At 57.3% G+C, this 22,271-nt stretch carries 17 protein-coding genes and 2 pseudogenes; 11 read left to right on the forward strand and 8 right to left on the reverse strand.

Annotated features, from left to right (window positions below; genetic code table 11):
* Positions 1–287: 287 nt before the first annotated feature.
* The 6 genes from purU to GRZ55_RS19660 form a co-directional block, all read right to left on the reverse strand.
* On the reverse strand, positions 288–1,172 hold the full coding sequence (purU, locus tag GRZ55_RS19635; protein WP_169288655.1) for a formyltetrahydrofolate deformylase: 885 nt from the start codon (positions 1,170–1,172) through the stop codon (positions 288–290).
* 62 nt (positions 1,173–1,234) lie between these two features.
* The gene (folD, locus tag GRZ55_RS19640) at positions 1,235–2,125 is read right to left on the reverse strand and encodes a bifunctional methylenetetrahydrofolate dehydrogenase/methenyltetrahydrofolate cyclohydrolase FolD (RefSeq protein ID WP_169288656.1); all 891 of its coding nucleotides are present in this window, start codon (positions 2,123–2,125) and stop codon (positions 1,235–1,237) included.
* On the reverse strand, positions 2,122–2,688 hold the full coding sequence (locus GRZ55_RS19645) for a sarcosine oxidase subunit gamma (protein WP_169288657.1): 567 nt from the start codon (positions 2,686–2,688) through the stop codon (positions 2,122–2,124). The genes folD and GRZ55_RS19645 overlap by 4 nt, the downstream gene beginning before the upstream one ends.
* On the reverse strand, positions 2,681–5,614 hold the full coding sequence (locus tag GRZ55_RS19650; protein WP_169288658.1) for a sarcosine oxidase subunit alpha family protein: 2,934 nt from the start codon (positions 5,612–5,614) through the stop codon (positions 2,681–2,683). Before GRZ55_RS19650 ends, GRZ55_RS19645 begins: the two co-directional genes overlap by 8 nt.
* Positions 5,611–5,901, reverse strand: coding sequence for a sarcosine oxidase subunit delta (locus GRZ55_RS19655; protein ID WP_169288659.1), 291 nt, complete (start codon positions 5,899–5,901; stop codon positions 5,611–5,613). The genes GRZ55_RS19650 and GRZ55_RS19655 overlap by 4 nt, the downstream gene beginning before the upstream one ends.
* 8 nt (positions 5,902–5,909) lie before the next feature.
* Positions 5,910–7,160 (reverse strand): sarcosine oxidase subunit beta family protein, encoded by a 1,251-nt coding sequence (locus tag GRZ55_RS19660; RefSeq protein WP_169288678.1) that lies wholly within the window; start codon positions 7,158–7,160, stop codon positions 5,910–5,912.
* Between the two features lie 126 nt (positions 7,161–7,286).
* Here GRZ55_RS19660 and GRZ55_RS19665 point away from each other — a divergent pair, with 126 nt between their 5' ends.
* A complete protein-coding gene (locus tag GRZ55_RS19665; protein ID WP_210257434.1) occupies positions 7,287–8,297 on the forward strand; it encodes a GlxA family transcriptional regulator in 1,011 nt (336 codons plus the stop codon).
* On the opposite strand, the pseudogene GRZ55_RS23495 reads toward GRZ55_RS19665, so the two are convergent.
* Positions 8,253–8,477, reverse strand: a pseudogene (locus GRZ55_RS23495) (hypothetical protein); the annotation flags it as partial. The gene GRZ55_RS19665 and the pseudogene GRZ55_RS23495 overlap by 45 nt on opposite strands.
* 418 nt (positions 8,478–8,895) lie before the next feature.
* On the opposite strand from GRZ55_RS23495, the gene GRZ55_RS19675 reads away from it, so the two are divergent.
* From GRZ55_RS19675 to GRZ55_RS19720, 10 genes are all read left to right on the forward strand, one after another.
* Positions 8,896–9,279, forward strand: coding sequence for a hypothetical protein (locus tag GRZ55_RS19675; protein ID WP_169288660.1), 384 nt, complete (start codon positions 8,896–8,898; stop codon positions 9,277–9,279).
* Positions 9,276–10,613, forward strand: coding sequence for an MmgE/PrpD family protein (locus GRZ55_RS19680; RefSeq protein WP_169288661.1), 1,338 nt, complete (start codon positions 9,276–9,278; stop codon positions 10,611–10,613). The genes GRZ55_RS19675 and GRZ55_RS19680 overlap by 4 nt, the downstream gene beginning before the upstream one ends.
* Before the next feature lie 13 nt (positions 10,614–10,626).
* Positions 10,627–11,391: a GntR family transcriptional regulator gene (locus tag GRZ55_RS19685; RefSeq protein ID WP_169288662.1), complete on the forward strand. Its 765-nt coding sequence runs from the start codon at positions 10,627–10,629 to the stop codon at positions 11,389–11,391.
* 541 nt (positions 11,392–11,932) lie between these two features.
* The gene (locus tag GRZ55_RS19690) at positions 11,933–12,943 is read left to right on the forward strand and encodes a LysR family transcriptional regulator (protein WP_169288663.1); all 1,011 of its coding nucleotides are present in this window, start codon (positions 11,933–11,935) and stop codon (positions 12,941–12,943) included.
* A gap of 73 nt (positions 12,944–13,016) precedes the next feature.
* Positions 13,017–15,095 carry a hydantoinase/oxoprolinase family protein gene (locus GRZ55_RS19695; protein ID WP_169288664.1) on the forward strand — a complete coding sequence of 693 codons (2,079 nt, stop codon included), beginning with the start codon at positions 13,017–13,019 and terminating at the stop codon, positions 15,093–15,095.
* A complete protein-coding gene (locus GRZ55_RS19700) occupies positions 15,085–16,764 on the forward strand; it encodes a hydantoinase B/oxoprolinase family protein (RefSeq protein ID WP_169288665.1) in 1,680 nt (559 codons plus the stop codon). The genes GRZ55_RS19695 and GRZ55_RS19700 overlap by 11 nt, the downstream gene beginning before the upstream one ends.
* Positions 16,761–17,915, forward strand: a complete 1,155-nt coding sequence (locus tag GRZ55_RS19705) for a mandelate racemase/muconate lactonizing enzyme family protein (RefSeq protein ID WP_169288666.1) — start codon at positions 16,761–16,763, stop codon at positions 17,913–17,915. Before GRZ55_RS19700 ends, GRZ55_RS19705 begins: the two co-directional genes overlap by 4 nt.
* Positions 17,916–18,010: 95 nt before the next feature.
* Complete coding sequence (locus GRZ55_RS19710; RefSeq protein ID WP_169288667.1) at positions 18,011–19,072, forward strand: TRAP transporter substrate-binding protein; 1,062 nt, start codon at positions 18,011–18,013, stop codon at positions 19,070–19,072.
* Between the two features lie 192 nt (positions 19,073–19,264).
* Entirely contained in the window at positions 19,265–19,831 is a 567-nt protein-coding gene (locus GRZ55_RS19715) for a TRAP transporter small permease subunit (RefSeq protein ID WP_169288668.1), read from the forward strand.
* A gap of 23 nt (positions 19,832–19,854) precedes the next feature.
* Positions 19,855–21,138, forward strand: coding sequence for a TRAP transporter large permease (locus GRZ55_RS19720; protein ID WP_169288669.1), 1,284 nt, complete (start codon positions 19,855–19,857; stop codon positions 21,136–21,138).
* Between the two features lie 566 nt (positions 21,139–21,704).
* Here the strand turns inward: GRZ55_RS19720 and GRZ55_RS19725 are convergent.
* A pseudogene (locus GRZ55_RS19725) lies at positions 21,705–22,124 on the reverse strand (transposase); the annotation flags it as partial.
* Positions 22,125–22,271 lie beyond the last annotated feature (147 nt).

The raw sequence follows: 22,271 nt of genomic DNA on the forward strand, positions 1-22,271 counted from the left end.
CCTGATCGCCTCACAGGTTTCGGCAACTTTCCGAATTAGAGCGACCGAGGCATCCCTGCAGACGCGAACTTCTAGTTGCGTCTCCACTACTGCACATGATGTATTCCAGACCCCAACGGGCGAGGTTGATCTTGGTACCCCTTTCAAGGACCTCGTCGCGCATCAGGAAGCCAATTGGCATTTGCGACCTCGATGCGGCAGTTACTAGTCTGGCTTCCGTTGCGGGGCGGCATATTCAGTCACGGAATTCAAAGGCTTTCCTTCTCCCAAGTTCTATTAGCCCATTTTCATCCCATCCGTTCCGAAGCGTGCGAGCCTGGGGAAGCGGGGAAGACCACCGTCTTGTTTCCGTTGATGAAGACACGGCGATGGATATGCGCGTGGATCGCACGGGCAAGTACCTGACTTTCCACGTCGCGCCCGAGCGATACATAGTCGGACGGGCTTTGGGCGTGGGTGACGCGTACGATATCTTGCTCGATAATCGGTCCCTCGTCGAGATGGGCAGTCACATAGTGCGAAGTCGCGCCGATTAGCTTCACCCCGCGCTCAAAGGCCTGCTTATAAGGGTTCGCCCCCTTGAAGGAGGGCAGGAATGAGTGGTGAATGTTGATGATGCGCCCGGACATCTTTTCGCACATCTCATCCGACAGTACCTGCATGTACCGGGCGAGCACGATCAACTCCGTGCCGGTCTCCTCGACGATGCGCATCTGCTGTGCTTCGGCTTCCCGCTTATTCTCCTTCGTCACCTTGATGTAGTGGAACGGGATATCGTGGTTAACGACGAGCTTCTGGTAGTCCAGGTGGTTCGAGATCACTGCCGCGATATCCACGGGTAGCGCGCCGATGCGCCAGCGGTACAGGAGGTCATTGAGACAATGGCCAAAGTGCGAGACCATTATGACAACCTTCATCCTTTGGCTTTCGTCATGGAAAGCGAAGTCCATTTCAAATGCCTGGGCGGTGTCGGCGAAGCTGTCTCGAAGTGCCGCCAGTCCAGCGCCCTCTTCGGAAATGAAACTCACGCGCATAAAGAAATTGCCGGTCTGTGCATCATCGAATTGCGAGCTGTCTGTAATATTGCAGCCGTTCTCGGCGAGATTTCCTGCGATGGCAGCGACGATCCCGCGCTTGGATTTGCAGGTGACGGTCAGGCCGTAGTTTGTCATATCGAACTTTCTCGTGTGTCCAGTGCAGATTCGTTCGGATGCGTCAGCGAGACTGCCCGAGTTCACAAGGTCAGCCCATCGGGCGGGGGCAGCGCGTGAGAACGGCAGCAGGCTGTGACCGTGTTGGCGAGCAGACAGGCGATGGTCATGGGACCGACACCTCCCGGCACTGGCGTTATCGCGCCCGCTATCCCCGCCGCGCTGCTGAAATCCACGTCGCCCGCGAGTTGTCGCTTGCCACCCCGGACGATGCGGTTGATGCCCACATCGATTACCGTCGCGCCTGCCTTGATCCAGTCGCCGGGGATCATTTCTGGGCGGCCGACGGCAGCCACAAGGATATCGGCCCGACGGCAAATTGTTGCCAGATCGCGTGTACGGGAATGAGCAATGGTTACGGTGCAGCTCTCGTTGAGCAGGAGCTGCGCCATCGGTTTTCCGACGATGTTCGACCGTCCCACGATAACGGCTTCTAGCCCGGCCAGATCACCCAGATGGCCCCGCAGCAGCATCAAACACCCTAGAGGGGTACACGGCACCATCGCATCTTGTCCCGTGCCGAGAAGCCCGACATTCGAAATGTGAAACCCATCGACATCCTTCGCCGGATCGATCGCGTCGATCACCAGATTGGCGTTCAGATGCTTGGGTAGAGGGAGTTGGACAAGGATACCATGAATCTCCGGATTGCAATTCAGCTGCTCGATTAGCGCAAGCAGATCGGCCTGAGACGTCTCCGTGGGCAGCTTGTGCTCGACACTCGTCATGCCAGCTTCGATTGTCTGCCGTCTTTTGTTGCGCACATAGAGTTCCGATGCCGGATCGTCGCCGACGAGAACCACAGCCAGGCCGGGTGTCAAGCCATGCTTCTCTTTGAGCCGCGCCACATGGCCAGCGACCCTCGAACGCAACTGCATCGCGAGAGCTTGTCCGTCGATGATGTGGGCAGTCATGTAACCTTCTCCTCCTGCCGCTTCGCAGCCGTTTCCAACGAATGCCAGAGCGATCCTGCGGACGAGCGCGCGGCCAGTAGGGCGACGTGAGCGGCACCGCGGCGGATGACGAAACAGCTCATATGATCAAGGCCGGTGCGCGTCGCGCGGCCGGGGCCAAGGTCTGCCGGATCGATGTTGACAAGCTTCGACAGCAATGACTCGAGAGGCATTGAGCCAGCCCGCGAGATAATCTCGAACGCGACCCAACCATCCGTCTGTTCGGTCACCGAGCAGCCGGGGGCGACCTGCTTCAGCTCCGCGGTAAAATCCAGTTCGACGCGGCCCTGGGCCTCGATCATCCACTGCCCCGGTCCGGTCCAGAGCGCGGCAACACCCTCTCCTGCAACCCAGCGACCGGTGCGGGGCAGAGTGAGCCCGAACGGCGTGGGCTCACGGGTTCCGAAGCGCAATGCAAGAGAGGCAAGCGCCAGATCCGCGTTCTCGCGGATCTCCAAGGCCCCGAACGATGCGAGGCGTGGTTGTGCGGCACCGAGCGCCGTGATGGGTCTCAGCTCACTCACGAAGTCGTACTCCTTCAGGATCGACAAAATGCGCCGGCACGACGCGCAGGCGCGCGCTCTCGCCTTCGAGCGGGTTCGCGGCCACGATCACCTCGCCCAGTCGTTCATCGCCTTTGTCAAGAAAACCGAGCCCGATCATCGAGCCTTGATGCGGACTGTAGCAGGCCGAAGTGATCCAGCCCTGATCGGTATCGAAACTATGCGGCGCGTCCTCGGCAAAAAGATGCGAACCGCTAACCACCTTGCCGGCCGGATCGACGGGTTGCAGTCCGACCAGACGGTGTCTGTCGCTTGCCAAGCCCTCGCGCCGCGACATCACAGCACCGATCGAATCCTTCTTCTGCGACACCATACTGCCGAAGCCGAGCATGTTGGCCGTCGTCTGTCCGTTCAGCTCGGCTCCGGCGGCATGGCCCTTCTCGATCCGCAGGACGCCGAGTGCCTCGGTGCCGTAGGGTGTTGCTCCGAGATCGGCACCCAACTCCATCAGACGCTCCATCAAGGCGTGGCCGTATCGAGCGGCAACCGCAATTTCATATGCAAGTTCGCCCGAAAACGAGATGCGGAAGAGCCGTGCGCGCAAGCCGCCGCTGACCGTCAGCGCCGCGCAGGCCATAAAGGGGAAGGCCTCGTTCGACAGGTCGAACCCGTCAACGATCCGGGCGAGCAGGGCGCGCGATTTCGGCCCTGCGACGGCGATCTGCGCCCAGGCATCGGTCGTGGAGATGAGCTGGACGTCAAGTTCTGGCCAAAGGCACTGCCGCGCGAATTCCATGTTGCGGAAGACCAGGCCGGCATTGGCCGTGGTCGTGGTGACCACATAGTGATCCTCCGCCAGTCGCGCGCAGGTGCCGTCGTCATAGGCAAATCCGTCTTCGCGCAGCATAAGCCCATAGCGGATTCTTCCCACCTTCAGCGTGGCCATCATGTTGCTGTAAAGCCGATTGAGAAATTCGCCCGCGTGCGGACCTTGGACATCGATCTTGCCAAGCGTCGTCACATCGCAGAGACCAAGGCCGCTGCGCGCGGCCATAGCCTCACGATCTACGCTCTGGCGCCAGTGCGTTTCACCTGCTAGCGGAAAATATTGCGCACGCATCCACTGGCCGGCCTCAACGAACACCGCGCCTCGGGCTTCTGCCCAGTAATGGGTCGGCGTCAGGCGACGCGGTCGAAAATGCGGGCCCGTATCGCCGCCGCCCAGCACCGAAAGAGCGACGGGCGCATAGGGCGGACGGAAGATCGTCGTTCCGGTTTCCGGGATGGTTCTGCCGGTCAGCTCCGCCATCACGGCGAGACCGGTCACATTGGCGGTCTTGCCTTGGTCCGTTGCCATGCCCAGCGTCGTATACCGCTTCAGATGCTCGACCGGCCGCATGTTCTCGGTATGGGCGAGTTTGATGTCTTTCACTGTCACGTCGTTCTGGAAATCGACCCAGGCACGTCTCCTGCCTTGCACGTGGAAGATGGGCGCAATTTTGTAGCCTTCCTCCTCAGCGCGCGGCAGTTCAGGCAATCGCGCCGCGACTCCAATCTCCTGGAGCGCGCGCCTCGCCGTTTCCGCACCTGACCGCAGCGCCGCAGCGGTCGAGAAACATCCCGTCGTAGCACCCGCAGGAAGCAAGCCCGAAGGCCCACCTTCGCCTGGCAAGAATGCCTGCAAATCATCGCTCCAGATCGGCCGCCCGCGATGGTGCGAAGCCAGGTGCACATTCGGATTCCAGCCACCGGACACACCCAGCGCGCCGCAATTAATCCATTCGGATTTGCCGTCAGCCTGTACCTCGATCGCCGTCAGTCCAAGCCGGCCGCGCGAGCCAGTTACCATGCCTTCCGCGATCAGGCGGTAGTCACCCCGAGCCTTTGCCTCGGGGCGTACGTCGATAACAGCGGCAATTTGGATACCCTTGGCGGCGAGATCGCGGGCAGTACGATGTCCGTCGTCGTTATTCGTAAAGACGGCAACCGTCTCGGACGGGCATACTGCCCAGCGATTGGCGTAGGAGCGCATCGCGCCGGCCAGCATAATGCCAGGACGGTCGTTGTCAGCAAAAGCGATCGGCCGCTCTATTGCGCCGGCAGCCAAGACAGCGCGTTTCGCCGTAATGCGCCACAGCGTCTGGCGGACCTGGTCACCCGGCTGAGGGAGGTGATCCGAAACCTGTTCCACTGCACCATAGATCCCGTGATCATAGACACCGAATACCGTGGTGCGACGCATGATCCGAACGCTCGGCAAGCTCTCAAATTCAGCTTCCATAGCGGAGATCCACTCGCTGGCATGTACTTCGTCGAGCGTGTCCGTCTCGCGGAGGAGCCGGCCACCTAGGCGGAAATCCTCATCCGCCAGGATCACACGGGCACCTGAGCGCGCGGCCGTAAGCGCCGCCGCAAGTCCGGCCCCCCCCCCACCGATGACAAGCAGGTCGCAATGCAGGTAGCCCCTGTCATAGGCATCTGGGTCGGGCTGCATTGAGAGACTTCCGAGGCCTGCCGCTTTGCGGATGGCGGGCTCGTAGAGCTTTTCCCAAAAGCCCTTCGGCCACATGAAGGTCTTGTAGTAAAACCCGGCGGTGAGGAACGGTGCCAGCAGATCGTTGACCGCCAACGCGTCGAAGCCCAGCGAAGGCCAGCGGTTCTGACTTCGCGCCTCAAGACCGTCGAACAGCTCCACTACCGTAGCGCGCGTGTTTGGCTCCTGCCACGCGCCCGAGCGCAGTTCCACCAAGGCGTTCGGTTCCTCTGACCCAGCAGACAGCACACCGCGCGGTCGGTGATACTTGAAGCTGCGCCCCATCAGACGCACGTCGTTGGCCAGGAGTGCAGAGGCGAGCGTGTCGCCGGAAAGGCCCTCATAGCGCTTGCCGTCGAAGGTGAAGCTCAGGGCCTGCGAACGGTCGATCAGCCCACCGGATAGCCGCGTCATGCTCCGCTCCCTTTCCGCGCCAGCGCTACATCCCTGGCCAGCTCTGCACCTAGGACTTCATGGGTTACGGTGTCGCGCGTCACCACCAGCCAGGAGCGGTCGCCCTGTTCGTGGAACCACAACTCTCGATGCACGCCCGCTGGGTTATCGCGCAGGAACACGTAATCGCAGAAGGCGGCCTCAGCATCAGGCGCGTTTGGGTCCGGACGGTCGAGCAGCCGCGCATCGCCCAGGTACGAAAACTCCCGGGCATCGCGCAAGCCTAGTAATGGATGGGGCATCAGCATCGGTGGCCTCAGTGGAGGTTGGGTTGCGCGCCGGCGCCGCGCTCGTCGATCACATATCCGGAGGCAAACCTGTCGAACCGATAGGCGCGCGAGATCTCGTGGGGAGATCCGGTGGCAAGAAGATGGGCGAAGGCGTAGCCGCTAGCCGGGGTCGCCTTAAAGCCGCCATAGCACCAGCCGCCGTTGAAATAGAGTCCATCAATATGTGTGCGGTCGATAATTGGCGAACCGTCCATCGACATGTCCACGACGCCGCCCCACATGCGCAGGAGCCGCGCCCGCCCGATCATCGGCATCAAAGCCATTCCGCCTTCGGTGACATCCTCGACGACCGGCAGGTTGCCGCGTTGGGCATAGGAATTGTAGCCGTCGATATCTCCGCCGAAGACAAGCCCGCCCTTGTCTGACTGGCTGATGTAGAAATGACCCGCCCCGAAGGTGATCACGCCCGGAATAGTGGGCTTGAGCCCCTCCGTAACGAAGGCCTGCAGGACATGGCTTTCAATCGGAAGCCGTTTTCCGGCCATTGCCATGACGCGGCCTGAGGAGCCCGCCACCGCCACCCCAATTTTGTCGGCGGCGATATAGCCGCGCGATGTCTCCAAGCCACGCACCCTGCCGCGGTCTATTCGGAAACCTGTCACCTCGCAATTCTGGATCAGGTCCACGCCATGCCTGTCGGCGCCGCGGGCGTAGCCCCAAGCCACGCCATCGTGCCGCGCGGTACCGGCACGTGGTTGCATCAGGCCGCCCTTGATCGGAAAGCGCGCGTTATCGAAGTTCAGGAATGGAACTGTGGCACGCAACTCCTCTCGCCCCAACAGGCGCGCGCCTGCACCTGCCAGGATCATCGCGTTGCCGCGGCGGCGGAAGGCATCGCGCTGCGCATCCGTGTGAAATAGGTTGATAATGCCGCGCTGGGATACCATCGCGTTGAAGTTGAGTTCCTGCTCCAGCCCCTCCCAGAGTTTCATTGAGAACTCGTAGAAGGGTTCATTACCGGCGAGCAGATAGTTGGACCGGATGATTGTCGTATTTCGCCCGACATTCCCGGATCCGAGCCAACCCTTCTCCAACACGGCGATACGAGATCGCCCGAAAGTCTTGGCCAGATAATAGGCCGTAGCCAAGCCATGACCGCCGCCACCGACGATGACGTAATCGTAGGATTGCTTTGGGTCGGGGTCCCGCCACAGCGGCCGCCAACCGGTATGCCCCTTGAGTGCTTCGGCAAAGACGCGGAAACCAGAAAACTTCATTGCGAGAACTCCCAGAACCGCTGCAACCATGTCACGGAATCAGCAAACTGTTGTTTCGGAAATTGACACCCAAGTGCGTTTACGGGACATGTGGGAGAATGAATCGGACAGAGGTCCTCCTACTTGATGATTGACGCAAATCGTCGAGGCAGACCGCAGCGATACGGTTTCCTACTGATCGAAGGCTATGCATTGATGTCCGCGGCCTCTGCGGTCGAACCGCTACGCGCCGCCAACCTGCTTAGCGGGCAGCCACTTTACGAACTCAGCTTCATTTCGGCCCAGGGTGGGTGGGTGCGCAGTTCTGTATCGGGCGCGTTCGAGACAGCGCCTGTTTCTGAAGCAGACAGGGATTTTGATATTCTTTTCGTGGTGGCCGGCGGCAATCCGCTCGCCTATCACGAAGGCAGAGTCCTGGCTTGGCTGCGCCGTCTTGCCCGTGCGGGAGTTCCACTGGGCGGGATTTCAGGCGGAGCGGCAATTCTGGCTGCCGCCGGCGTGATGGCCTCACGCCGGTTCACGATCCACTGGCAACACATCGATGCAATGCGTGAGATCTATCCCGAAGCGCTGATCGAACGACGTCTCTTCGTCATCGATCGCGACCGCTTCACCTGCGCCGGCGGCATGGCTCCGCTGGACATGGCCTACGCGTTGATCGCCTCCGATCATGGTGTTGAACTAGCGCGCGGGGTGAGCGACTGGTTTATCCACACTGGAATCCGGCAGGCCGAAGCCCCGCAGCAGTTGGACCCGGTACGGAGGTATGATGTACACCATCCCGCACTGGTTGCCGTGGTCGAGTTGATGACGAGCCACATCGCCGACCCGCTGAGATTGGAAGATCTGGCGCACCTGAGCGGAATTGGGGCACGGCAATTAGAGCGGCTGGCAAAGCAACAGCTGGGACAGAGCGTGATGCAGTTCTATCGATCTCTGAGGTTGGAGAAGGCCGACGAGATTCTGCAACAGTCGAATCTTCCCCTCGTCGACGTGGCGCTGGCCACGGGGTTTTCCGACCGCAGCCATTTCTCACGCGCGTTCAAGGCCCATTTTGGCGTCGGCCCCGTTACTCAACGCAAACAGGGCCGACTATGCAAAACGGGGCACCGTAAGGGGCCAGCGCTCCACACGTAGCTGACAGGCCCCCATCCACGGGTCCAAATGGAATGTTAGTGCATTTGACGGTCGCTGAGCCAGCGCGGGCGGCGGCGCTGGGCGGGGTTGCAGAGCCGGCCGCGCGGCGAAGGCGGGGATGAAGACTTCCGGCGCTGGTGGCCGATAGCCCAGGGATGAGCGCGGTCGGGCGGTGTTGTACAACTGAGCGACGGGCGCCCACGAGACCGGTGCGGAGCGCGAGCTTCTTTCATGGCATCCTTGCGCAACTTTCCAAGCCCATATTCATGAAGTGCACGACAAGAACGACACAGAGGTTTTTTCTCCAGCTTGTCCGGTCGGGCATCAGGTCGGTGGTTCGAAATTCCGGCGTGGATGCTCAAACCGACGGCCGCAACGAGCTGGCGCATCCTAGATGCTCTTTACGTCGACCTCGCTGCGCTGGGTGCCTTGCCGGTCCTGCTGCGGGAAACGGATTGCCCATCGCAATCTTAGGGGATGGGCGCATCATTGGGCTTTCACGACACGAATCGAAGAGTCGGCCATCCCAGCTAAGCCTACGTGGATACTGCTCTTTCGATCCACAAAGCGATTGCATATTTATGATATCCATGAACATATGCAGAAGATATATTCAATCGAGAAATTCGACATGGCAGTTGGTCACACTAACGGAACCGTAGCCGATTTGATCGGCCTTCTCGATGATGGTCTATCAATTGGAGGCTCCGAGGAGGTGGTTCTTGATGGAGTCGAAGGCGACAGGTGCGGCGGATCATCGCTTCCGACATTCCCGCGTCATTACGACGATCCCCATTCCCAGTTTGGCGAGAACTTGACGGGCGCTTTCGGCGCCCGGCGAGTGCGTGATCGGCAAGAAGGTAACGGCTCAGTCGGCTCCAACCAGCCGCACGTGCCGATCGAACCTGCCGAGGCATTCTATGTGCCCGATCTCGTTACCTCCGGGGTGCTGGGAAGAGACCAGAGGTGGGTTGGCGCATGACACACGCTGCTCGGCTCGCTGACTTTGCGATCGGATTTCCGGGCGGCTCGCTTCCGACACAGCTAGCTACAACGGTAAACCGCTACATACTCGACATTGCGGCAGTCGCTGCGGCAGGATCGAATACTCGAACCGCTCGGCAAGCCCGACAGGCCGCACCGAGACTGTTCGGGCGGGGTGAAACGGCAATGTGGTTCGATGGAGCATCGGTGACGGTAAAGGCGGCGGTATTCGCCAACGCAACCGCCGCCTCAATTCTCGATCTCGACGACGGCCATCGCGCAGCGCTAGGTCATCCCGGCGCGGGCATCATTCCGGCGGTTCTGGCCGCAGCGCCTGCCGACACAAGCTGGAACAATGTGGTTGATGCCATAGCCATCGGCTACGAAGTCGCGTTGCGGGTCGGGGCGGGAAGGCCAGCCATTCCGTTGACAGCCGTTTCGTCTGGCCGGTGGGTCGGTATCGGTGTCGCCGCTGCTGTGGCGCGTCTTCGTGGCCTGAGCGCCACGCAGACTACACATGCCATTGCCATCGCAACCACTATGGCTCCAGACCTTGCTGCATTTGGGTATGTCCGTGAGACTGGTAACTCCGTCAAGGAAGGCATCAGCTGGGCTTCCGTGACTGGCTTGGCTGCGGTGGATCTGGCGGAAGTGGGCCATACCGGTCCGCGCGACATCTTCGACCACGCCTCGCATTATGTCGGCGAAGAGATAATCGACGGCCTTGGTGACCAATGGCTGGCCCATCGCGCCTATTTGAAGCGTTATTCCTGTTGCCGATGGATTCACGCGCTGATCGACGGCATCTTCGAACTGCGGGCTCAGCACACGATTCCAGTCGAACTGATCAAATCAATCGAGGTCGAGACCTTTGAACATGCGTTGGGCCTCGGGAACGAGGTGGATCCGATGACCATTGAAGGCGCGCAATACAGCATTCCCTACTGCACGGCCCTTGCCTGCGTTTCGCAACCCGAGGTCTTTTTGCCGCTTACCGAAGCACACCTGCACCAGCCAGGGGCGGTACGGCTCTCCAAACTCGTCAAAATGACCGTCGGGACTGACCTGCAGGAAATGTTTCCAGTCAGGACTCCGGGTCGTATTCGTATCATCACCGGGTCCGACACGTTTGTACGCACTGTTCTGCACCCCCTCGGTGATCCAGCAAACCCCCTCAGTGATGAGGCACTGTTTGATAAATGCCGCCAGCTTTGCGTTTCTGCGGGGTGTCCTCAACTGCCTAACACGATAGCGGGGATCCTCCTGGAGCCCGGCGTGGACGCTCTCACTCGCATCAACGCAGCGCTCGCGGACGCTCCGGCCAGCCGATGAAGGAGCACGATTGATGGTCGACGAGGCTTGCACGGGATCGCGCATCGTCGGCGAAAGTATGGCCGACCTAGCGACGCGCCTAATACGCGACCGTATACTCGATCTGACCCTCCCGCCTGGAGCACGTATCCACGAACAGGAGCTAATGACGATGCTGGGCGTCGGCCGCACGCCGATTCGCGAGGCTATAAACCGGATTTCGGCCGAGGGGCTTATCGATACCGAACTAAACCAAACCGCTTCAGTCAGACAATTGGATCTCGAGGAGGCGCTGAAGCTATTCGAAGGCTACCGCGCCATCAGCCAGATCACGGCGGCTTATGTCGACTTTTCGGATGTCGGGCTCGTCGAGGATGTCGCCCAAATGCAGAGGAAGCATCGGGAGGCAATCGGTGCCCAATTGCCCCTGGAGGTCAGCCGCTGGAATTATTTGATCCATCTCCGGCTCATAAGTTCTTCGCGCAACGACCATCTCATCACAGCCTGCCAGCGGGTGCATAATCAAGCACGCCGCCTCAACACCCTCGTCTACACATTGGAAGTTCAGCAGGTTGAGCACCCATCCTTCTCGCTTTCGATCGCCGAGCGCCAGCATGTGGTTCTCCTTTCCGCACTGGAGAGCAAAAGTCGTACGCAGATCTCTACGGTGCTGGATGACCAGGCGATGACTTTTCGTTCGCGTTTTGTCCGCGCCATTGAGCGCGGCAGAGATGAAAGCTTGGATACCTTGCGCCGCGCACTGGCCATGATGGCCTCGGCCCCATCTTTGGGGGACTAGGACCGAACACGCAGGCCTCGCGGCGATGCTGTGCCGCGGCAAACATTGCCACGCAGGCTCAAGCGGCGCAGGTGACGTCCGCAGAACTTCTCTAATCACCTCTGCCAATGGGCTCCCTTCTATTCATTGATGCAGCGACTGCCGGGCTCAAGGTTCTCTCCGTGGTCGATCGCGAGGATCGACGAATGTTTGCGCTGCAACGGCTGGATCGAACTGGTGTTTGCCGTTCCCTTTGGACCGCATGCCTGAGAGCGACTTCATCCGCGCAGCTGGCACGGACGGATCTTGGTGGCTGGAAGCTATCGGTGAATCGTGAAGCGCCTTCCTCAGGTCGTGGCGTGACGGAACGGCTCGTTCGTGTTCCAAATGGAGTGGAATATGACGGCGAGTTTGCGCGCCGCGACAGCCTTCGTCTTCTTGAAGCAGTCCCCAGGGCTTTCAGGGAAGACGCCAACCTGGCGCGTCAGGATGACATTGGCCGCCTCGTAAAGGGTAAGGGCGGTGTCCCGGCGCCACCCTTCGCGTCGGGGCGTGAAGGACGATGTTCGAAGCCTTTGACGGCTTCGACATATTACGATTTCAGTGTATGGCTGAGGCTGCTCACGCAGCTGCTTGCGCAACCGCTGGTGCCGACAAATCAATCCGCATGACCTTTGATCAGATTAAAAGCTTTTATCTTGTTGCTGCGCTGGGGACCTTCGCCAAGGCGGCGGAGCAACTGAACACCACACAGCCGACCATTTCCGCGCGAATCGCAGCGCTGGAAGATCGCTTGGGAACCATCCTGTTCGATCGGTCAGGCCATCGCGTTGCCCTGACACCTGAAGGGCGAAGCTTCTTGCGCAGCGCCGAAAAACTCCTCGAGATCCAAGCCAAGGTGCTGATTCGCTCCGGAAATGACCAGTTGCGAGGTATCATCAGAATCGGTGCTTCCGACACGATGGCAGTTACCTGGGTTCCACCGTTTCTCGCTGAACTTCGCGCAGCATACAAGAATGCTGAGTTCGAACTCCACATCGGCCCTTCGTATCGTTTGCGCGAAGAATTGCTCGCTCGACATATTGATATTGCCTTCATCGTAGGACCGCTCTCGAACTCAGAGATCGTCAACCAACCATTTTGCGACTGCCAAATGGTGTTCGCCGCTGCACCCTCGCTGGGCTTGCATCGCCATCTGCAAACGTCCGCTGACATCGCTCGAATGGACATCCTGACTTTTGAACGCATGACAAGACCGCATCAAGATCTTCTGCGCGATCTGCGCAAAGCCGACATTTCGCCGAGGCTCAATCCTATCAACTCACTTCCGACCATCAACCTAATGGCCCGCAAAGGCCTTGGAGTTGCGGTGGTGCCCCTATGTTCGATTGAGGAAGACATATCCGCAGGTAGCCTCGTCATACTTGACACCGAGCTCCAACTCAGCAGCATTCGATTTGCGGTATGTTATCTGCAAGGGCCGGACCGCCATTTTCCCGAAATTCTGTCAGAGAGGGCCATGGCGGTTCTAAGGCGTTACCGTACCTCCGAGTCGATAAAAATTCTTTATTGACCTACATCGAAAATTACATTTGGAACTGATGGACGTACCCGTCTACCCTGCGGCTCTTGAGTAAAGAGGGCAGATGGCGATGAGTTCGGTTAGAATTGGCGTTGATATTGGCGGCACGTTTACCGATGTTACGGTGCTCAATGAAGAAGATGGTAATGTAACCATCGCAAAGGTGCCCAGTCGCAAGAGCGATCCGGGCGGCGCATTGCTGGACGGTGTAAATGCCGGCCTCATAGCAGCCGGCATCGATGCTGCCAGCGTGACATTGCTAGTACACGGCACGACCATAGTCACCAACGCGGTCCTCGAAAATAAACTTCCGAGAACCGCGTTGATAACCACCAAAGGGTTCAGGGACGTATTGGAGATCGGGCGACATTTCCGTCCTGATATGTATGATCTCCAACAAGATCGGGTCCCTCCCATAATTCCCCGAAATCGTCGCTACGGTCTTGCTGAACGGATATCCGCCGCTGGCGAGGTCCTTGTCAGGCCAGAAGAGGCAGACTTCGACAATATTCTTGAAAGTATAAAGGCAGATAATGTCGAAGCAGTCGCGATCTGCTTTCTCAACTCCTATGTTAATCCAGAGAATGAAGCGCTTGTGCTCGGATGGCTCAACCAAAAAATGGCCAGTCTGGCCGTTTCTGCTTCGTATGATGTGTGCCGCGAAATGCGGGAATTCGAGCGCGTCAGTACCGTCTCGGTTAATGCGGCAGCGATACCATTAGTTGCTAAATATCTAAGTGAGATAACGCCAAATATTCGTGGTGTTCTGCCCAACGCCAAAGTTCTTCTGATGCAGTCGAATGGAGGATCTCTGACAGTCCATGCTGCAAGGAACTATCCAGCACGTATTTTGACCTCTGGGCCAGCCGGCGGTGCCTTGGCGGTCCAGCGGATGAGCCGAGACATGAAATATCCGAGTCTACTCGGCGTCGATATGGGGGGTACGAGTACGGATATTTCGCTGATCCAGGATGGCGAATTACAGATGACGACTGAAGCCGACGTGGCCGGACGTCCAATCAAGTTGCCCATGATAGCCATCAACACGATTGGAGCCGGTGCGGGCAGTATAGCTTGGCTGGATGAGGTTAAGGGGCTGCATGTAGGTCCGCATAGCGCAGGGTCGGATCCTGGACCGGTAGCCTACGGCAAGGGCGGAACCCAACCGACGGTGACCGATGCCAATATTGTACTAGGGCGTCTCTTGCCGCAATTTTTCGCCGGCGGTCGCATCGAGCTCGACGTGGAGGGCTCGCGGCGAGCTATCAAGGAGCAGATCGGAGATCCCCTAGACATGTCCGTGGAAGAGGCCGCGCTCGGCATTGTCCGCATCGCAAACGCCAATATGGAGCGGGCTGTTCGCGTTTCTTCAGCCGAAAAGGGTTATGACCCGCGAACTATGACCATGGTTGCATTCGGTGGAGCCGGTCCAATGCATGCTGCGGCGCTGGCGAAGTCGGCCGGGATGCCAACGGTGCTGGTGCCAGACAAACCCGGTGTGTTTTCGGCGGTGGGTCTCGTCATGGCGGATATCCGTCATGATTTTGTCCGAACGTGGATTTTGCGCGGAGAAGATATTGCCCCCGATGTGCTGAAGGAGATCTATGAGCAGCTAGAGACCCTCGGCCGAGAAGCATTGGATGCCGATGCAGTTCCAGCTAAAAGGCAGCGCCTCACACGCACCGCAGACATGCGGTATGTAGGGCAGGCTTATGAGATCAACGTAACTCTGCCGGATGGAGAAATTGACGCCGCGTTGATCAAAGTCTTGTCCGACAGGTTCCACGCCCACCATAATCAACTCTACGCCCATTTTCATCCAGACAAGCAGATTGAATTCGTCAGCGGGCGTCTGATCGCGAATGGTCTGATGTCGGCGCCACCTATGCGCCAATACAAAACCGATGGAGGCGGGTGCCCCGCCAAACTTGGTGACCACCGCATCTATTTCGAAGAAGTTGGCGGCTACGCGGATACGCCGATTTATTCTCGCGAAGTGCTTACTCCCGGGATGGTCGTTCAAGGGCCCGCGGTCGTTGTCCAGCTCGACACTACGATCATTATCCATCCCGGACAGTCCGCTACCATCGATAGCCATGCAAATCTGCTGATCGCCACGGGGGGAGAAGCCCATGCGCGTTAACCCGTTTACCTTCGAGATCGTGAACAACGCTTTGATCGGAGTGGCCGATCAAATGGCAGCGACGATCTTGCGAACCTCCTATTCCACAGTTGTACGCGAGATGCTCGACTATTCCACCGCAGTCTTTGATCCGCAAGGTCACATCATCGCACAATCCTGCCGAATTCCCATCCACCTCAACTCCATGTCGAGGTCTTTGAGGACGACGCTGGAAGGGATCATTCCGATAGAGGAATGGAACGAGGGCGACATCATCATCACCAACGATCCCTATCTCGGCGGTCAGCATCTTCCCGACGTGCAGACCTTTATGCCCGTATTCGTGGGCGGCGAGATTGTCGCGATTTGCGGCACGCTGGATCACCATCTCGATGTCGGCGGAATGCGCCCGGGATCTTATGCCGGCGATGCAGTCGAGATATTCCAGGAAGGTCTACGCATTCCGCCGTTCAAGCTCTTCGAGAAGGGCGAGGCCAATAAGCGGTTTCTCGCCATTTTCGATGCGAACGTGCGACAGCCAGAACAGACTGGGGGTGATCTGCGCGCCCAAGCAGCTGCATTGAGCATCGGACGCGACGGAGTTCTTGAACTTGTCGAGCGCTATGGACGCGAGACTTTCGAGGACTGTCTCCTCGATGCGATCGACATTTCGGAAGCAAGGATGCGAGCCAAGATCCGTGAACTGCCCGAGGGTGAGTACAGCGGCGAGTATTGGGTGGACGACGACGGAATCACCGACGAACGCATCAAAATCAAGGTCAAGCTTACTATCAAGGACGGCACCATCCACGTGGACTTTGAGGGCACCGACAAGCAACGCCGGGCCCCTACGAACGCGACGATCTCATCGACAGAATCGGCGACCTATTTCTCGATTCTGTCGATCCTCGATCCGACGATCTCGGCAAATTATGGGCTCTACAAGCCGATCAGCATATTTGCGCCTACAGGTACCGTCGTGAATGCCGAATCCCCGGCACCGGTGGTCGGGCGAAACACGATATGCCATACCATTGTGAGTGCGATCATGATGGCACTATCAAAGGTCGTGCCGGAGCGAGTCACGGCCGGATACTACGCGAACTCGAACGTACACATCCTCTCGGGTGATGGCACGGGCGATATCCCGCCATGGATCCTCTTCGACATTGAAGTCGGTGGCGGGGGAGCGCGCTTAACGAAAGACGGTGTCGATTGCTGGTCGCAAGGTATCCACAACTTGGCCAATACGCCGATCGAAATGATCGAAGCCATGTATCCCCTCCAGTTCACTTGCTATGAGTTTCTGGAGGATACAGGCGGGGCAGGGCGGACGCGTGGCGGTCTTGGCGTTCGGCGTGATATCCGGTTTCTTGACAAGAGCGGGACGCTGGAGACGCAGTTCGACAAATTCAAAGTAGAGCCATTTGGGCTGGAGGGTGGCATGCCCGGAGCGACCGGCAAGCTGTTTCTAAACCCCGACAGCAATTCGCCGCTGCCACTACGCTCTAAAACTATGAACCAGCGGATGGTAAAAGACGATATTTTCTCAATGTTCACCCAGGGTGGCGGAGGCTATGGCTCCCCTACTGAGCGCAACCAGGAGGCGATACGGCGTGATGTCGTCGAAGGGAAGCTAACACCCGAGCGTGCCCAAGCGGATTATGGCGTAAAGGTCGATGTCAAATGAGAATCACGGCTTTAGATCCAGTCGTGATCCAGCTACCCGGCCGAACTGAATATGGCTGGCGTTCCCTAGAGGTGCCGATCGGGCGCTATGTGATCCTGCGCATCGAGACCGACAGTCACATCGTCGGACTGGGCGAAGCGCCGGCTATTCTGAGCTGGGGCGGTGAGAACCAACGCTATTTCGGAGAAGATTCTGAGATTGTATGCCACCTAATCGTCAACGTCCTGGCGCGGAAACTGATTGGACGCGATCCCAGAGACATAAAGGGCGCGCTGGCGATGATGGACCGCGTCGTCCGTGGTTTCCCTTACACCAAGGCGATGATCGAAAGCGCACTCTTGGACATCACGGGGAAATTTGCCAATTTGCCAGTCTATCAGCTTCTGGGTGGTGCCGCGCGCACGAAGATCCCAGTTTGCCATAGCATAGGTATCGATAGTCCCACAAAGGCCGCTGATACCGCCGTTCAGGTCGTTGAGGATGGTATAGGGTATCTCCAGATCAAGGTTCCGGGAGATCCGGCGACCGATCTCGCCATCGTCCAGGCGGTTCGCAAGGCGGTGGGTGACGCTGTTGTCATCTATCCCGACATCAATCGGGGCTACCGCGACACCAAGACAGCGATCAACAGCATCCGTGCAATGGCTGGTGAAGCTGGCATTTCGGCCGTCGAACAGCCGGTCGAAGGCATCGACATGATGGCACAAATTACCAAATCCGTGGACGTTCCAGTAATCGTGGACGAAGGTTGCTGGTCTCCCTTCGACGCACTGGAAATCGTACGCCGACAGTCCGCCGATATCATTTCGATTTACTACACCAAGTCAGGGGGATTGACCCGGGCAATGGAGATCGGCGCAATCGGGCGTTCAGCTGGTATGCCGATGAACGTTAATGGATCGCTGGAAGGGGGGGTCGGAAATGCCGCGAATCTTCACCTGTCTGCTGCGCTTGAGGGCCAGATTCTACCCAGCGTAATTACGATCAACACGCTGGAAGGTCGGGAGCAAACGAAGGTCGCGGGCGTATTCTATTTGGATGACGTGATCACAGAACCGTTTGCCTATGCCAATGGTTGCCTCTGGGTATCTGACAAGCCGGGTCTCGGAGTTGAGCTCGATATGGATAAAATAGAGAAATACAGAACGTAATGCCCAGCTGAAAGTAAAATCCATTCCGGTTCCCATCATCGGAAATGGTAATATAAGATGGGAAATAATATATAAGGAACCAGGAGATCAAAAAAATGAAACGGACTTTCATCGTTGGAACGTCACTGGCCGCTTTTCTTTTCGCTGGAGTCGCACTTGCGCAGGACGTAACACCAAGATCGTTTTCCTATGTAGGAAGTTGGAGTAGCCTACTGAACTACCGTTCATTCGAAGAGCCGTTCTGGGGGGAGAAGATTACAGAAGCGACGGAAGGCAAATGGTCTGCAGATCTGACAACATTTGATCAAATGGGCTTGAACGGGTCAGAGATATTTAGGATGCTATCAACTGGTGCATTTAGCATAGGCACCACGGATGTCGCATATATCCTATCCAATGCCCCCGCTCTCGGCGGATCGAATCTTCCGGTTCTTATCACTAGCCAAGAGATGGCAAATGACGTTATGGCAGTCTATCGTCCCGTTATCGAGGAAATAATAGCAGAGACATTCTCAGGCGCGAAGTTGCTGGGAACTTCACACTTTCCGCAGCAGGCGTTATTCTGCAGGGATGCAATTGCCAATATGAGCGACCTCAATGGTAAGAAGATTCGCGCAACAGGACGAAGCGTTGCGCAATTTCTCGATGCCATAGGCGCAGCAGGTGTTACCATATCCTTTGCAGAGGTGCCGGGAGCGTTGCAGCGTGGTGTAATCGATTGTGCATTCACCGGTACACTCTCGGGCTATCAGGCCGGCTGGTTTGAAGTTGCAAGCCATCTTTATACACTGCCGGTGGCTGGGTGGGATTTCATACTTACAGCGATGAACGGTGATGAATGGAATTCATTGACGTCTGTAGAACAGGAACTATTGCTCAATGAGGTAAAGCAAAATTATGAAATACCAGCGTGGGAAGGTGCTGCTGCCGCTTACGAGGAAGGCGTAAATTGTTTGACCGGCATAGGAGAATGCACGCATGGGACTGCCGCAAATATGGTTCTTGTCGACGTTACTGAAGAAGATCTCCAATCAGCGCGCAGAATTTCTGTGGAAGAAGTCATCCCTTTGTGGGTGGATCTAGTCGACTCGGAAACTGTTGATAGGTGGAATGAAACCGTCGGCCAAGTCACAGGGCTGGCACTCGACTCAAAATAGTCAGCAAGCAGGCCATTGAAGAGTGGAGCGGGTCCGCCTGCCCAATTATCTTCAATGGCCCACCTTCTTGCTCTCGACCGCCGGGAAGGAGTAGCGAGCGAGTGTTTGGCCGCCCACGTGGTTGTAATGCGACTGCACCCATTATGTGGCCGATCGCGCTCGAAGCGGAAACATATCTCAAAGGGCATTGCCATGTTTGACTTCTGCGTCCGGACGGCAGACCGTTCCATACGGATTCTAGCAATCGGTTCACGGTATTTGGCGCGACTTTCTGGTGTCGTTGTCGTGCTGATTGTCGTGGTTATTTCGGCAGAAATATTCTCGCGAATTTTATTTGGCCGATCTATGGGGTTCTCAACGGAAGTATCTGGCTACGCCCTTGCCATCTGCGTTACTTGGCCGCTTGCTCACGTATTGCATCGTCGAGGCCATATCCGTATCGACGCAGTGCACAATACGGTTCCTTATCCGGTGCAGGCATTTATCGATGTGATTGCACTGGCGGCGTTTGGTGTTGTTGCATACTACGTGGCCGACGCAAGCATAAGAACGGCCGCAACGTCGCTTAGGTATGGAGATATAGCAAATACTTCATTGGGCACTCCTCTATGGATACCCCAGGCGGTTTGGGCGTTTGGTTTTGCTTGGTTCTGCCTGAATCTGTACGTGTTGCTTCTTCGGATTGTGATCGCTCTTTTCCAAAGAAGATACAGCGACGTCAGGGAGTTAGCCGGCAGCAGTGCCGACACGATCGATTAGTTTGGAAGGCCCAGGAGTAGAAAATGATAGCAACGGCAATTCTTGCACTTCTTGCGCTTCTGGCAACGAGCGTGGCGGTGGCAGCGTCAATAATCGCGCTTGGTCTGCTATTGGGAGCTGTATATTCGGCGTTCCCCGTGCACTTGGCGATGGGGGAGGTTCTCTGGTCGGCTTCCAACAGTTTCCTACTTATCGCCATTCCACTCTTCGTGCTCATCGGAGAGATTCTTGTCCGCGCCGGACTTGCTGCCAAGATGTATAGGGCGATGGAGTTGTGGTTGTCATGGCTGCCGGGCGGATTGCTCCATGCAAACATTGGTACGGCCACATTGTTTTCTGCCACATCAGGATCTAGTGTTGCAACAGCGGCAATTGTTGGATCGGTCGCGATGCCCCAAGCAAAAGAGTTGGGTTATGATCAACGATTGTTTGCGGGCTCGATTGCGGCGGGCGGTACGCTCGGAATCTTGATCCCGCCCTCCATTAGTCTGATTATCTATGGTTTCCTGACCCAGACGTCAGTTCCAAAACTATTCGCTGCCGGACTTTTACCGGGGTTTCTGCTCGCACTAATGTTTATGCTGTGTACAGCGCTTATATGCATCATCAACCCAAAGGCCGGAGGTCCGCGGCGACACTACGACTGGCCTATGCGTATTCGTGCACTGATCCATCTTGTGCCGATAGTGGTTCTGTTCGGGCTAATCGTTGGACCGATTTATGCTGGCTGGGCGACGCCGACCGAAGGGGCGGCTCTGGGTGTAGTCGGCGCACTTGTTATCGCGGCAACAATCGGAACGCTGAATGTTCGTATGTTGATAGAGGTACTCGACGGTACTATGCGAACGACCGGGATGATCCTATTGATTGTAGTTGCCGCATACTATCTCAACTACGTTCTAGCTGTAATAGGCATCAACATCAGGATCGAAGAATTTGTTCGGAGTTCCGGATTGGGTCCGTTTGAGACATTGATGATGGTAATTTTGTTGTACTTTATTCTTGGGCTTTTTATAGAAACAATATCGCTGTTGGTCATCACTGTTCCGATTGTATTTCCTATCATGATGTCGGTAGGGTATGATCCAGTCTGGTTCGGTATCTTGGTTATCCTCATGATCGAACTTGCGCTTATTACCCCGCCAGTAGGACTCAATCTCTTTGTTGTCCAGAGTGTCCGAACTGAAGGGAAGTTTCGTGATGTAGTAGTAGGTGCGATTCCCTATGTTGGTGTAATGATAGTGGCGGTCATAGGGCTTGTAGTATTTCCCGAGATCGCAACGTTTCTTCCGGGTGTACTCGATTGATAGTCGTGTGGCATCAAGAAAAGTGTTAACGAAAGTCGCAGTGCGGTCTCTTCGCCGGGGCAGGTGAATTGGGTGGTCTACGTATCCCGATCATCCTTCTGCGTGGAGAAGTGTAGGAAAAAATGTAGTTTGTGGGGAAAGATGTCATGGATCCCTTGTGGGTTTTGTACCTTAGCGAGAACAAGCCAGACGATGATGGTGATGCGCCTGGGGCATCAATCTTAAACCAGGAGCAGTCCAGAGGATCGCGGTCGCAAGGGCGGGGTCGGCGCTCGCTAGACTCAGAATTATCCTCAAAGCCTGCGCTCGCTGACCGCGACCCATGACCGGAAAATAGGGGTGGGGCAATTACCCTTCGCAAGTAGCCTTAGCAGGCTGTTGAAAAAGCCGCTCGCCGGTTCTGGTCGGAAAGCGCAAGAAGACCTTCGTCGTTCAGGGCGAGCGGAAGCAAAACGGACAACGCCTGTCGGTTCGCATGAAGCTGGGTGATGCCCGCCCGCCCAATCAGAAGGCCGCGAAGGCTAACGGAGGGCTTAGTGTCGCTTGCCACTTAAACGGGTTCTTCCTCACTTTGTGTGATTCAACGGTAACATACGGGCTCTCATCAGTTCTGGCCCGGCTCTGCCATACATGGCTCGCTTCAGTGTTTTTAGGCGATTGATCTGGCCTTCGGCTTGACCGTTGCTCCAAGGGAGCTCGATTGCGTTTTTCACGGCATCGATATCCCGCCGCAGAACACTGGCGAATCGCATGATTGCCGTAAGTTCGGTCTCGATGGCATCGTCGATCCACTTATCCAGCGCATCAGGGTTCCTGCTGCGCAGAATTCCGCTAAAGCGCATTGCCAAGCCACGCATCACGCGGAACGCTTCTGAGCCCTGCTTCAATGCATCGACCCGTCTTGCCTGGCGGTTTGTCAGCAGGCCGCGCGGCTTGATGCACAAAGCAGCGACGGCATCGGCAGAGATGACATGGCCAGTGTCAGGGTAACCGTCCGGCCTGGACCGCGGCTTGAAGGGCCTGCGGTGATACTGTGGCTATGCGGCTACCTTTTCGATCCCAAGAGTTCCGGCTGCCCAATTCCAGGGCAGAAGGTCGTCGAGGCGGTTCTGCGGCATGTCGGCGATGCGGGC

The sequence above is a fragment of the Chelativorans sp. ZYF759 genome (assembly GCF_012911015.1).
In the GTDB taxonomy this organism is placed as follows: Bacteria; Pseudomonadota; Alphaproteobacteria; order Rhizobiales; family Rhizobiaceae; genus ZYF759.